Annotated in this window: 13 protein-coding genes; 8 read left to right on the top strand and 5 right to left on the bottom strand. The window is 64.7% G+C overall.

Annotated elements, in window-relative coordinates; translation table 11 throughout:
• Positions 1-11 precede the first annotated feature (11 nt).
• From CH290_RS12855 to CH290_RS12840, 4 genes are all read left to right on the top strand, one after another.
• Positions 12-1,160, top strand: coding sequence for a glycosyltransferase (locus CH290_RS12855; protein WP_170947576.1), 1,149 nt, complete (start codon positions 12-14; stop codon positions 1,158-1,160).
• Positions 1,161-1,183: 23 nt separating this feature from the next.
• Entirely contained in the window at positions 1,184-1,378 is a 195-nt protein-coding gene (locus CH290_RS12850; RefSeq protein WP_019664112.1) for a DUF3046 domain-containing protein, read from the top strand.
• A 210-nt stretch (positions 1,379-1,588) separates the two neighbouring features.
• Positions 1,589-2,623, top strand: a complete 1,035-nt coding sequence (recA, locus tag CH290_RS12845; protein WP_019664110.1) for a recombinase RecA — start codon at positions 1,589-1,591, stop codon at positions 2,621-2,623.
• Between the two features lie 16 nt (positions 2,624-2,639).
• Positions 2,640-3,188 (top strand): regulatory protein RecX, encoded by a 549-nt coding sequence (locus tag CH290_RS12840; RefSeq protein ID WP_019664109.1) that lies wholly within the window; start codon positions 2,640-2,642, stop codon positions 3,186-3,188.
• Between the two features lie 94 nt (positions 3,189-3,282).
• Here CH290_RS12840 and CH290_RS12835 read toward each other — a convergent pair whose 3' ends face one another.
• The 4 genes from CH290_RS12835 to CH290_RS12820 all read right to left on the bottom strand — a co-directional run bounded on the left by CH290_RS12835 (position 3,283) and on the right by CH290_RS12820 (position 6,578).
• Complete coding sequence (locus CH290_RS12835; protein WP_019664108.1) at positions 3,283-4,164, bottom strand: amino acid ABC transporter permease; 882 nt, start codon at positions 4,162-4,164, stop codon at positions 3,283-3,285.
• The gene (locus CH290_RS12830; RefSeq protein WP_026347608.1) at positions 4,164-4,841 is read right to left on the bottom strand and encodes an amino acid ABC transporter permease; all 678 of its coding nucleotides are present in this window, start codon (positions 4,839-4,841) and stop codon (positions 4,164-4,166) included. The genes CH290_RS12835 and CH290_RS12830 overlap by 1 nt, the downstream gene beginning before the upstream one ends.
• Positions 4,842-4,923: 82 nt before the next feature.
• Entirely contained in the window at positions 4,924-5,751 is an 828-nt protein-coding gene (locus tag CH290_RS12825; protein ID WP_019664106.1) for a glutamate ABC transporter substrate-binding protein, read from the bottom strand.
• 98 nt (positions 5,752-5,849) lie between these two features.
• Complete coding sequence (locus tag CH290_RS12820; RefSeq protein ID WP_170947588.1) at positions 5,850-6,578, bottom strand: amino acid ABC transporter ATP-binding protein; 729 nt, start codon at positions 6,576-6,578, stop codon at positions 5,850-5,852.
• A gap of 237 nt (positions 6,579-6,815) precedes the next feature.
• Here CH290_RS12820 and miaB point away from each other — a divergent pair, with 237 nt between their 5' ends.
• Both miaB and CH290_RS12810 read left to right on the top strand, forming a co-directional pair.
• A complete protein-coding gene (miaB, locus tag CH290_RS12815; RefSeq protein WP_080748744.1) occupies positions 6,816-8,339 on the top strand; it encodes a tRNA (N6-isopentenyl adenosine(37)-C2)-methylthiotransferase MiaB in 1,524 nt (507 codons plus the stop codon).
• Entirely contained in the window at positions 8,336-8,944 is a 609-nt protein-coding gene (locus CH290_RS12810; protein WP_033189634.1) for an Rv2732c family membrane protein, read from the top strand. The genes miaB and CH290_RS12810 overlap by 4 nt, the downstream gene beginning before the upstream one ends.
• 180 nt (positions 8,945-9,124) lie before the next feature.
• Here the strand turns inward: CH290_RS12810 and CH290_RS12805 are convergent, their stop codons facing one another.
• Positions 9,125-10,510, bottom strand: coding sequence for a DUF349 domain-containing protein (locus CH290_RS12805; RefSeq protein ID WP_033189635.1), 1,386 nt, complete (start codon positions 10,508-10,510; stop codon positions 9,125-9,127).
• Between the two features lie 209 nt (positions 10,511-10,719).
• Here CH290_RS12805 and CH290_RS12800 point away from each other — a divergent pair, with 209 nt between their 5' ends.
• Both CH290_RS12800 and miaA read left to right on the top strand, forming a co-directional pair.
• Complete coding sequence (locus CH290_RS12800) at positions 10,720-11,454, top strand: class III extradiol ring-cleavage dioxygenase family protein (protein ID WP_196250058.1); 735 nt, start codon at positions 10,720-10,722, stop codon at positions 11,452-11,454.
• Positions 11,451-12,377, top strand: coding sequence for a tRNA (adenosine(37)-N6)-dimethylallyltransferase MiaA (miaA, locus tag CH290_RS12795; RefSeq protein ID WP_033189733.1), 927 nt, complete (start codon positions 11,451-11,453; stop codon positions 12,375-12,377). Before CH290_RS12800 ends, miaA begins: the two co-directional genes overlap by 4 nt.
• The last annotated feature ends 10 nt before the right edge of the window (positions 12,378-12,387 follow it).

The raw sequence follows: 12,387 nt of genomic DNA, 5'->3' as shown, positions 1-12,387 counted from the left end.
ACGCTGAACCCGTGCGCGTAGCGGTAGTGGCAGGCCCCGACCCAGGCCATGCTTTTCCTGCGATAGCTCTGTGCCTGAAGTTCGTCGAGGCGGGGGACGAGCCGGTGTTGTTCACCGGTTCCAGGTGGATCGACGGTGCGCGGGCAGCCGGAGTGGACACCCGGTTGCTCGAGGGTCTCGCTCCGCGGCCCGAGGACGACGACATGGACGCGGGCCAGCGAATTCACTCGCGCGCCGCATTCGTCGCGACGGAGTTTCTTCCGGATCTTCGGTCTGTATCGGCCGATCTCGTCGTCTCCGACATACTGACTGCCGGAGGCGGTATGGCGGCCGAGAAACTCGGTGTTCCCTGGGTGGAGCTCTCACCTCACCCGCTGTACTCGCCGTCGAAAGGGTTGCCGCCCATCGGAAGTGGTCTCGCGTGTGGCGTCGGATTCCGCGGTAGGCTTCGCGATCGGATGATGCGCGCCGCGACCGGACGGTCGATCGCACAAGGCCGAGCGCAGCGCAGTGCGGCTCGGGTCGGTATCGGACTTCCCGCGGAGGATCCGGGGCCGAAGGCCAGACTGATCGCCACGATCCCCGCTCTCGAAGTCCCGAGGCCGGATTGGCCGTCGGAGGCGCGTGTCGTGGGCCCTTTGCACTGGGAGCCGACCAACGAGGTTCTCGAACCTCCGCCCGGCGACGGTCCGGTCGTGATGGTGGCGCCGTCGACGGCGTTCACCGGAGCGGTGGGAATGCTCGAGATGACGTTGGAAGGAATGCAGGGCAGCGGTACTCGCGTGGTGGCGTCGATACTCGACGACCCTCCGTCGTCGTTGCCGACGTGGGCCGTAGCTGGTCTCGGGCGTCAGGACGCGCTGTTGCGCGCAGCCGACGTCGTGGTGTGCGGTAGTGGGCACGGTCTCCTGTCGAAGGCTCTGATCCACGGTGTTCCGGTGGTCGCGGTCCCGGGCGGCGGGGATCAATGGGAGCTGGCCAACCGCGCCGAGCGTCAGGGAAGCGCCATCGTGGTTCGTCCGCCGACCCCGGAGTCGATCGGATCCGCCGTGCGGGCAGTGTTGGAGGGCCCGTCCTACGCCCGCGCTGCTGCTGACGCTGCGGCAGGCGCGCACGACGTCGACGATGCGGTCGAGGTGTGCCGCGCTGCTCTCGCCTGACACGGTTTCGGTACGGTTGTGCGGTGCGATTGACTGAATTCCGTGAACTGCTCGTCGAGGAGTTCGGCCAGATTCGGGGTGACTCGATCCTGGTCGATCACGTCATCACCGGAATCGACGGGCTCACCGGCGCCGAGGCGATAGAGGCCGGGGTCGATCCGCGTGAGGTCTGGCGCGCTTTGTGCAAGGAGTTCGACGTGCCGCGTAGTCGCTGGTGACAATTCTCGGCCTTTCCGCGTGTCGGATGACGCAATCGAACACGTGTTCGCCTATGCTGGGTGTCATTCGGTTGGGCTCGTCGAGTGCGGCTGGATCGAACGTGTCGGTGGGTGGCTCTACGGTTACCGACAACACGCTGAACTACGAACCACGCTGACAGACCGCACCGATACAGACCACACGGATACAGACCACACAAGGAGATCACGATGCCTGCATACGATCGCGACAAAGCGCTCGATCTCGCACTAGCGCAGATCGACAAGAACTTCGGCAAGGGATCGGTGATGCGGCTCGGTGACGAGGTTCGTCAGCCGATCGCCGTCATTCCCACCGGGTCGATCGCCCTGGACGTAGCGCTCGGTATCGGTGGACTGCCGCGTGGCCGAGTCGTCGAGATCTACGGCCCGGAGTCCTCGGGTAAGACCACCGTTGCACTGCACGCAGTTGCCAACGCGCAGCGCAACGGCGGTATCGCCGCGTTCATCGACGCCGAGCACGCGCTGGACCCGGACTACGCACAGAAACTGGGCGTCGACACCGACGCACTGTTGGTCTCGCAGCCGGACACCGGTGAGCAGGCGCTCGAAATCGCGGACATGCTGATCCGCTCGGGTGCGCTCGACATTCTGGTCATCGACTCGGTCGCTGCGCTCGTGCCGCGCGCCGAGATCGAAGGCGAAATGGGAGACAGTCACGTCGGTCTCCAGGCTCGCCTCATGAGCCAGGCGCTGCGAAAGATGACCGGTGCGCTCAGCAATTCCGGCACCACGGCCATCTTCATCAACCAGTTGCGCGAGAAGATCGGCGTCATGTTCGGTTCCCCGGAGACAACCACCGGCGGTAAGGCACTCAAGTTCTACTCGTCCGTTCGCCTCGATGTTCGCCGTATCGAGACGTTGAAGGACGGCACCGACGCAGTCGGCAACCGCACACGTGTGAAGATCGTGAAGAACAAGGTTGCGCCTCCGTTCAAGCAGGCAGAGTTCGACATTCTGTACGGCAAGGGCATCAGCCGTGAAGGCTCGCTCATCGACATGGGCGTCGAGCACGGGTTCATTCGCAAGTCGGGCTCCTGGTTCACCTACGACGGCGATCAGCTCGGGCAGGGCAAGGAAAATGCTCGTAAGTTCATGCTCGAGAACCCGGACATCCGCGACGAAATCGAGAAGAAAATCATGGAGAAGCTGCAGATCGGGGCCGACGTCACGGCCACCGACGAAGCCGCGCCCGTCGAGTTCTAAGTCTGGGTAGTTGTCGGTGGATTCAGGCGAAGGTGGTGGCACCGAAGCGCAGGCGCAGGATGTCTGCCTTCGGCTGCTGACCGACCGAGCACGCAGCAGACATGAACTCGAAACGCGTTTGGCGAAGAAGGGATTCACCCCCGCCGTCGCAACGGCAGTGCTGGACAGGCTGACCACAGCAAAATTGGTCGACGATGCAGCGTTCGCGGAGCAGTGGGTGCATTCCCGGCACACGTATTCCGGCAAAGGCAAACACGTCCTGAGTCGGGAACTGCGCACCAAGGGCGTCAGCGACGACCTCGCTCGCATCGCACTCGATCAGATCGATGTCGAAGACGAGCGCGAGCGCGCCAGTGAACTGGTACGGAAGAAGTGTCGGACCATGTCTCTCCCGGAGCCGGGGAGTCCCGATGCGCGGTCCGAGCGAGACAAGGTGGTGCGCAGACTCGTTGGAATGCTTGCGCGTCGCGGCTACTCGCAGGGAATGGCATTTGCGGTCGTGAAGGAACAGCTCGACCGTCTGGGAGCCGAAACCGAAGACTTCGACGGTGATGATCTCGGGTGATCGTCCACCCGTGACCAGCGCGTCCCGTCGAACACACGAGGCCCGCAACACCGATGGTGTTGCGGGCCTCGTCTTGTATCCGATCGACGCGAGGTCAGGCGGCGCCTGCGGGTCCTCCGCCGAAGTCGGCCGCCGGTACGACGGTACCGCCGGTCTTACGCTTCTTCTGTCGCATCCGACCCTCGACCACGGTCGCGAGCTTCGTCAGCAAGGAGTTGATGACGATCATGATGATCGCGACGATGATCAGCGACGGTAGGTAGTTGCCGTAGAACGCACCGACCTGCTGGCCGGCACGGACGACCTCGACGTATCCGATCAGGTAGCCGAGAGCCGAGTCCTTCAATGCCACGACCATCTGGGAGATGATCGCGGGCAGCATCGCGGTGACGGCCTGCGGCAGCAGAATCAAACTCATGACCTGGCCCTTGCGCATGCCGAGGGCGGACGCCGCTTCGGTTTGACCCTTCGGCAGCGAGTTGACGCCTGCACGAACGATTTCCGCGATGACGGATCCGTTGTAGAGGGTCAGGCCCGTGACCACGGCGGCCAGTGCCAGGTACTTGACCTTGAAGACTTCGTACTCGGCGTAGACCGCATACAGAAAGATCATCAGGATCAGCACGGGAACGGCGCGGAACAACTCGACGATGACGCCGCTGATCACGCGTACCGAGCGGTGATCGGAGAGCCGCCCGATGCCGAGAACCGCACCGAGAATCAGCGCCAACACGATCGACAGCGCTGCGGCTACGAGCGTCCCTTGGATGCCCGGTAACAGGTAGGTCGTCCACGTGGTGGATTCGAGGAACGGGTCCCACTTGTCCGCGGTGAGCTGACCTTTGGAATCGAGCGCGAGATAGATCAGGTAGGCGATGCCCAGCGAGACCAGTAGGACGACACCGGACAGAATTCGGTACCGGAGTTTGGCCTTGGGGCCGGGAACATCGTAGAGAACGGCTACGGCGTCACTCATCACTTCACCGCCAATCGCTTGCTGAGGTAGCCGAACAGCAGTCCGGTCGGGAGCGTCAGGACGACGAACCCGAGGGCGAAGATTCCACCGACGACGAAGATGGCGGCCTCGTTCTCGATCATCGTCTTCATCAACAACGACGCCTCTGCGACACCGATGACCGACGCGATGGTGGTGTTCTTGGTCAACGCGATCAACACGCTGCCCAGCGGGCCGATCACCGCACGAAATGCCTGGGGTAGCACGATGATCGTGATGTTCTGGGTGAAGGTCATGCCGAGGGAACGGCCGGCTTCGGCTTGTCCGACCGGGACGGTGTTGATACCGGACCGGAGCGACTCCGCGACGAACGACGCAGTGTAGATGCTCAAACCGAGCACAGCCAGGCGGAAGTTGTTGTCCACGAGAAACGTCGGCGAATCCTGCGGAGCCAGGGCGACGCCCATGGTCTGGTACAGACCGAACGACGTGAACAGGATGATCAGCGTCAAAGGAGTGTTGCGGAAGACGGTGACGTAACCGGTCGCGATGGCACGCGCGATAGGAATCGGAGACACGCGCATCGCGGCGATGATCGTGCCGAGGATCAAGGCGCCGATCGCGGACAGAACCGTCAGTTTGATCGTCATGATGAACGCGTCGACGAGTTGATCGCCGTACTTGCTCAATAGGTTCAAGGCAGGGGTGTCCAATCGGCTGGAGCGGACTCACCTGCGGGTGCACCCGAACGATCGGATGCCCCCGCAGGTAGGTGGTGCGTCAGTAGCGGTCGACGGTGGGCGCGGCCGGAAGCGTGTACCCCGACGCACCGACGGTGTCGTTGAACGCCTGCTCCCATGCGCCGCTCGAGATCATCTCTTCGATGGCGTCGTTGATCTGATTACGGCCTTCGGTGTCGTCCTTGGCCAAGCCGATGCCGTAGTTCTCCGTCGTGAACGGCTCGCCGACGACCTTCAACTCACCCGGGTACTGGGCGGCGTAACCGGCGAGGATGATGTCGTCGGTGGTGACGGCATCGATCGCACCGTTGCGCAGACCCTCGACGCACGCGGAGTAGGTGTCGTAGTTCTGCAGCTGAACGCCGGGGTACTCGTCGGCGATGTTCTGTGCGGGGGTGGATCCGGACACCGAGCACAGACGCTTGCCCTCGAGCGATGCCGGACCGGTGATGTCGGTGTTGGCGTCCGTGACGAGCAGTGACTGTCCTGCAACGAAGTACGGTCCGGCGAAACCGACCTTCTCCTTGCGAGTATCGGTGATCGAATACGTGGCGACGACGTAGTCGACCTCGCCGTTCTGGATCAGCGTCTCGCGCTGAGCGGACGGGGCTTCCTTGAACTCGATGTTCTCCTCGGACACACCGAGCTGACCGGCAACGTACTTGGCGACCTCGACGTCGAAGCCGCTGAAAGTGCCGTCGGGGTTGCGCAGGCCGAGACCCGGCTGGTCGTATTTGATGCCGACGATGAGGTTGCCGTCCTCCGCGCTCGACGACACACTGCGCTCTTCGTTGCCGCCACATGCGGTGGCCACGACAGCGAGCGCTGCGATTCCTGCTGCGACGCGGAGTGTGCGATTGATTTTCACGACTGTGTTCCTCCAGAGGTTGGTACTGCGAAATGTTCCAGCAGAGAGAGCGTTTCGAGTCAAGATGTTTTCGAGCGGAGTCGGTGTTTCGAATGAAGTCAGTGGCCGAGGATTTTGCCGAGGAAGTCCTTGGCACGTTCGGATTCGGGGGCGGTGAAGAACGTCTCGGGATCGGTGTCCTCGACGACGGCGCCGTCGGCCATGAAGATGACGCGGTCACCTGCTTTGCGGGCGAAGCCCATCTCGTGCGTGACGACGAGCATCGTCATGCCTTCCTTGGCCAGGGACGTCATCACGTCGAGAACCTCGTTGACCATCTCGGGGTCGAGCGCGGAGGTCGGCTCGTCGAACAGCATCACCTTGGGGTTCATTGCGAGCGACCGTGCAATGGCCACACGCTGCTGCTGTCCGCCCGAGAGTTGAGCGGGATACTTGTCGGCCTGATTGGCGATTCCGACACGCTCGAGAAGTGCCTGAGCGGACTTGCGTACCTCGTCCTTCTTGAGCTTGCGGACCTTCTGCGGGGCGAGCATGACGTTCTCGAGAATCGTCTTGTGCGCGAACAGATTGAAGGACTGGAACACCATTCCCACGTCGGCGCGCAGGGCGGCGAGGGCCTTCCCCTCGGCCGGGAGTACGGACCCGTCGACCTCGATGGTTCCCGAGTCGATGGGCTCGAGGCGGTTGATCGTTCGGCACAGGGTCGACTTTCCGGAACCGGACGGTCCGAGAACGATGACGACCTGTCCGGCAGGAACCTCGAGATCGATGTTCTTGAGAACGTGCAGATCACCGAAATGCTTGTCTACCGATTTCAGAGAGATCATGGGGGGTCGATCGGCAAGAGCACCGGAAGCCGGCGCGTCGGTGGCGTGCGTCATAGAGCAGAACCCTATTCGTAGTTTGCTCGTCTTCACCGGTTTTCACCCGCTGATTCGGATTATGTAATGGAAACTTTACTGATGGTCGGTATCGCCCCAGGTGCCGAGTGACGTGTGACATGGCCCGATGCGCGCCGGCGTCGCAGAGCACGAGGTACGGCGCTGTTAGTCTGGTGTGTGTCGATGTTGAACGAAGAAGCTACACGGTCCGAGGCTCGGAGCTACGAGGTACGAACGCACGGTTGCCAGATGAACGTGCACGACTCGGAGCGACTCGCCGGACTCCTCGAAGAGGCGGGCTACGTGCCGGCCGACTCGGGGACCGACGCAGACCTGGTGGTCTTCAACACGTGCGCAGTTCGCGAGAACGCGGACAACAAGCTCTACGGCAACCTGGGAATGCTTCGGCCCGCCAAGGGGCGCAACCCTCGGATGCAGATCGCCGTCGGCGGATGCCTCGCTCAGAAGGATCGCGACACGGTCGTCAAGAAAGCTCCCTGGGTGGACGTGGTGTTCGGCACCCACAACATCGGATCCCTCCCCGTCCTCCTCGAACGCGCACGACACAACGACGAAGCCCAGGTCGAGATTCTGGAATCGCTCGAGGCGTTCCCGTCGACCCTTCCGGCGAAGCGTGAATCCCCGTACGCGGGATGGGTCTCGATCTCCGTGGGCTGCAACAACACCTGCACTTTCTGCATCGTGCCCGCGCTGCGTGGCAAGGAAATCGATCGACGGCCGGGGGACATTCTCGCCGAAGTCCAGGCTCTCGTCGATCAGGGCGTCCTCGAAGTCACACTGCTCGGTCAGAACGTCAACGCGTACGGCGCGTCGTTCGCCGATCCGGCACTGCCCCGTGATCGCGGAGCGTTCGCCGCTCTGCTGAAAGCCTGCGGAGCCATCGACGGGCTGGAGCGTGTCCGGTTCACATCACCTCATCCGGCCGAGTTCACGGACGACGTCATCGAGGCGATGGCGTCGACGTCCAATATCTGCCCCACACTGCACATGCCGCTGCAGTCCGGATCCGACCGGATCCTCAAGTCGATGCGCCGGTCCTACCGCCAGAGCAAGTTCCTGGGAATCATCGACAAGGTGCGTGCAGCGATGCCTCACGCCGCGATCACCACCGACATCATCGTCGGATTTCCGGGCGAGACCGAAGAGGACTTCGAACAGACACTCGAGGTCATGCGCCGGGCGAAGTTCGCCAACGCCTACACCTTCCAGTACTCCAAGAGGCCGGGCACACCGGCCGCGGACATGGACGGGCAGATTCCCAAAGAAGTGGTGCAGGAGCGATACAACCGCCTGATCGCACTGCAGGAGGAGATCGTCCTCGGCGAGAACCGTGCGCTGATCGGCACCGGAGTGGAGATCCTGGTCGCGACCGGTGAAGGCCGTAAGAACGCAGCCACCCACCGCAAGAGCGGCCGGGCACGGGACGGACGGTTGGTGCACTTCAGCGGCGAAGCCGAACAGCTCGCCGCAATCCGCCCGGGCGACGTGGTGACGACCACCATCACCGCAGCCGCGCCCTATCACCTCATCGCCGACGCAGGCGTCGCATCGCACCGCCGGACCGCCGCGGGCGATGCCTACGAACGAGGAACCGTGCCGAAGACGGCACCCATCGGCGTCGGATTGGGGTTGCCGTCCATCGGCGCCCCCGCCCCGCTGCCCGCCACGACAGGATGCGCACTATGACCGACGCCGACAAGACCCCCGAGCACGCAACCGACGACTACCGGGCCCCGGACTACGACCGAGCCGAAAAGCAGATCGACTCGGAGATCGACCCGGGTGTGCGCGCCGTCGTCGTCGCCTCGCTGGTGATGCTTCTGTTGCTGTCGCTGGCCCTGCCCCACACCGGCGCCGTCAACGGATTCGACGTACTGTCCGGAAACGACGCCGCCGTCGCCGACGCCATCGCACTGCCCTCGCGGATCTACGTCTGGCTCGTGCTCGTGTTCGCCGTGGTCATGTCAGTCCTCGCACTCGTCACCCGAATCTGGGCCCTCGCCTGGATCGCACTGGCCGGATCCGGAGTGGCATCGGTCTTCGGCATGCTGTCCATCTGGTCTCGTCAGACCCTGCCCGCCGACTCCGTCGGCAGCGGCCCCGGAATCGGCCTCGTCCTCGGATGGATACTCGTCGTCGCCCTGACGTTCCATTGGCTCAAGGCTGTCTGGAACAAAACCACCGCCCAGCTCGACGCCCAGGAACGCCGCCGCGCCGCATCGGTCGAAGCGGAGGAGAACAACCGCTGGGACGGCCCCATCCTCGGGCGTCCGACCGACTACGAACGCTGACGCCCGACCCCGTCCCTTCCGACCCCTCTTTCGTGGGACGCCCTCCTTTTCGAGACCGAATGTGCCGTTCGGTCACTCCAAGTGACCGAACGGCACATTCGCTCCGGGAGGGGGGCGCTCCGGGAGGGGGCGCTCCAGTAGGGGGTGCGCTTCGCGACGGTGCGTGCTCTCGGGAGACGGCTAGAGCTCGCCGACTGCGCCTTCGGCGGCGTCGGCCCATTCGCGCCACTGCTGAGCCTGTTCGAGGGCGCGCTTGGCGTCCTTGTCCTTGCCCGCGGCGGATGCTTTGGCGGCCTGCTCCTCGAACTGTTCGACGCGCTCGCGGAACTGGGCGGCGCGGGCGAGGGCTTCGGGGTCGGTCCGACGCCACTGCGCGTCGACGGCGTCGCGTACCGATTTCTCGATGGCGCGCAGCTTGCCTTCGAGTTCCTGCATCTTGTCCCTGGGTACTTTGCCCAGTGCGTCCCATTTCTCCTGAAGATCGCGGAGTGATGCGCGGGCTGCGTCGAGGTCGGCGGCGGGGTCGATTCCGGCGTACTTCTGGAGGAGCTCCTCCTTGGCGACTGCGTTCGCCTCGAACTCGGCGTCACGTTCGGACGCTGCCGCGTTGCGTGCGGCGAAGAACACGTCCTGTGCAGCTTTGAAGTTCTTCCACAGTGCGTCGTCGGCGTCGCGAGGTGCACGTCCGGCGGCTTTCCATTCGGTCAGCAGGTCTCGGAACGCTGCCGCGGTGGGTCCCCAGTCGGTGGACGACGACAGTGCCTCGGCCTGCGCTACCAACTCCTCCTTGCGTGTCTTCGCGGCGCCGCGCTCACGGTCGAGATCCGCGAAGTGTGCGCCGCGGCGACGGTTGAAGTTCTCGCGAGCCTTGGAGTAGCGCTTCCACAGGGCATCGTCGACCTTGCGGTCGACTCCGCGGATCGTTTTCCACTCGTCGAGGATCTCGCGTAGGCGATCGCCTGCATGCTTCCACTGGGTGGATTCGGTGCCGATCTGTTCCGCTTCGGCGGCGAGTTCTTCCTTGCGTGCCGTGTGTGCGGCGCGCTCGGCTTCCTTCTCGTGGCGGGCAACGGCGGCGGCAGTCTCGGAGTGTTCGACGACGAGTTGCAGTCGCTCGGCGAGCGCGTCGAGGTCGCCGATGACCGCGGCGGTCGGCAGCGTCTCGGCCAGTGCTTCCGCGGCGGCCTTGGTCTTCTTCGCGTCCCCGGATCCGGCGGTGAGCCTGGCCTCGAGCAGGGCGATCTCGGTGGACAGATCGTCGTACCGGCGACCGAAATGTGCGAGACCCTCGGCCGCGTCACCGGCCTGCCACGACCCGATCTGTCGTTCGCCGTCAGCGGTCTTGACCCACGCGGTGCCGTCGTCGTCGACCCGTCCGAATTTGCTCGGGTCGCTCGGCGCCGCGAGTGCGGGCGTCACGGTCGCGACGTGTGTCCCCACCGGATGAGGCTTGGGGCCGCCACCTGGCTTGGGGCCACCGGGTTTCGGGCCGCCGGGCTTGGGGCCGCCGGGCTTGGGAGCGCCTGGAGTGTTCTCCCCGCTGGTGTGGCCGTCGGTGTCGGTCATCGTTCCTCATCTCTGCCGCGCGTCACGGCTGCCTGTATCGCGCTGTATCGAGTGCTTCACCACCATCGGTCGGTATCGACCGATCGAACCATTCAAACAGGTGCGAGCGAGGTTGGTGTGCTCGTCCGGCGATTACGACGCCGAGTGTCTTCGCATGCGGTCGCTGCCGCGTCGTCCGGGCACCGCGTCACCGACTAGCGTTGGGTCCCGTGTTACGTGCCGTGGCCTTGGTGCCGTCCCCGCCCCTCCTGGTGCCCGAATTGACGGGAAGCGGAGCTGCCGACTCGATCGACGTCCGTGCGGCTGCCTGCGACGCTGCCTCGTACCTGGCCTCGGTCGCCGATACCTGGGTGGCGATCGGGGTGGCCGACGTCGCTCGTCGGATCACGCACCCCGCCGCTGGGTCGTTCACGGGGTACGGCGTCGATGTGCGCGTCGATCTGTCCGACGGTGACTCTGCGTCCGATCCCGACATGCCGTTGCCCGCGCTGATCGCGGGATGGCTCCGTGGGCAGGCGTCGGCGGGGGAGGTGTCGCGCGAGATCACGGTCGATGTGGAGTTGGTCGCGGATCGCGGTGTCGCGGACGATCACCGACGACTCGGGGCGAACCTGAGGGCCGAGTTCGACGGGCGGGGAACCGATTGGGGGTTGTTGGTCGTCGCCGACGGTGCGACCACGCTGACTCCCAAGGCTCCTGGTTCCTTCGACGATCGAGCCGAGTCCGTGCAGCGTGACGTCGACGACGCTCTCGCCGCAGCCGATGCAGGAGCATTGACGCGGCTCGACCCCGTGCTCTGCGGCGAGGTCGGGGTCGGCGGATTGGCTGCCTGGCAGACTGCAGCCGGTGTCGTCGGGGACGACGTCGTCGACGTGCGCACGCTCTACCGGGGCGCTCCGTACGGGGTCGGTTACTTCGTCGGCACGTGGACCCTCCCGCGATGACAGGCGAAAACACCGAACGCCTGCGTCCGATCGCGGTGATCGGGCCGACGGCAACGGGCAAGTCCGATCTGGGTCTCGATCTTGCGGAAACGCTCGGCGGCGAGGTCGTCAACATCGACGCGATGCAGCAGTACCGCGGCATGGACATCGGCACGGCCAAGCTGGCGCCGGACGATCGTCGCGGGATTCCGCATCACCGGTTGGACGTCCTCGACGTGACCGAGACCGCGACGGTGGCGAACTACCAGAGCGCGGCGGTACGTGACGTCGAGGACATCATCGCGCGCGGCAACGTTCCCGTCATCGTGGGTGGGTCGATGATGTACGTGCAATCTCTGCTCGACGAGTGGTCCTTTCCCGCAACCGATCCCGATGTTCGCGCCAAATGGGAGAAGGTGTTGGCCGACGGAGGTACCGAGGCGGTCCACCGTGAGCTCGCGCTGAAGGATCCGGAGGCCGCGGCGTCGATCCTCGCCACGGACGGTCGACGCATGGTGCGGGCACTCGAGGTCGTCGAGATCACCGGAGCACCGTTCGCGGCCTCGGCACCGACCATCGGCGAGCCCCGGTGGGGAACGCGCGTGCTCGGCGTCGACCGGGAGACCACCGAACTGGACGAGCGAATCGCGCGTCGTACCGATCTGATGTTCTCCGCGGGCCTCGTCGACGAGGTGCGCGCGCTGATCGACGTCGGGTTGAAGGACGGTGTCACCGCCTCGCGCGCGATCGGTTACGCGCAGGTCCTGGCGTTTCTCGACGGCACGAGCGACCTCGACCACGCACGTGAACGGACGTTCATCGGCACCCGCCGATACGTACGTCGGCAGCGCTCGTGGTTCCGGCGCGACCCACGGGTCCAATGGCTCGACGGCGCGAACCCGTCCCTGCTGGCGTCCGCGCTCGAGGCTCTGTCGCGCGGATAGACTTCTCCGC

It is taken from the genome of Rhodococcus sp. 06-156-4, from assembly GCF_002259345.1.
Taxonomy (GTDB): domain Bacteria; phylum Actinomycetota; class Actinomycetes; order Mycobacteriales; family Mycobacteriaceae; genus Rhodococcoides; species Rhodococcoides fascians_E.
This window is presented reverse-complemented; position numbering and strand designations above follow the sequence as displayed.

Coding starts and splice junctions, on each gene's coding strand:
- recA (WP_019664110.1), top strand. CDS start 1,589: ATGCCTGCATACGATCGCGACAAAGCGCTCGATCTCGCACTAGCGCAG.
- CH290_RS12835 (WP_019664108.1), bottom strand. CDS start 4,164: ATGAGTGACGCCGTAGCCGTTCTCTACGATGTTCCCGGCCCCAAGGCC.
- CH290_RS12820 (WP_170947588.1), bottom strand. CDS start 6,578: ATGATCTCTCTGAAATCGGTAGACAAGCATTTCGGTGATCTGCACGTT.
- miaB (WP_080748744.1), top strand. CDS start 6,816: ATGTTGAACGAAGAAGCTACACGGTCCGAGGCTCGGAGCTACGAGGTA.
- CH290_RS12810 (WP_033189634.1), top strand. CDS start 8,336: ATGACCGACGCCGACAAGACCCCCGAGCACGCAACCGACGACTACCGG.
- CH290_RS12805 (WP_033189635.1), bottom strand. CDS start 10,510: ATGACCGACACCGACGGCCACACCAGCGGGGAGAACACTCCAGGCGCT.
- miaA (WP_033189733.1), top strand. CDS start 11,451: ATGACAGGCGAAAACACCGAACGCCTGCGTCCGATCGCGGTGATCGGG.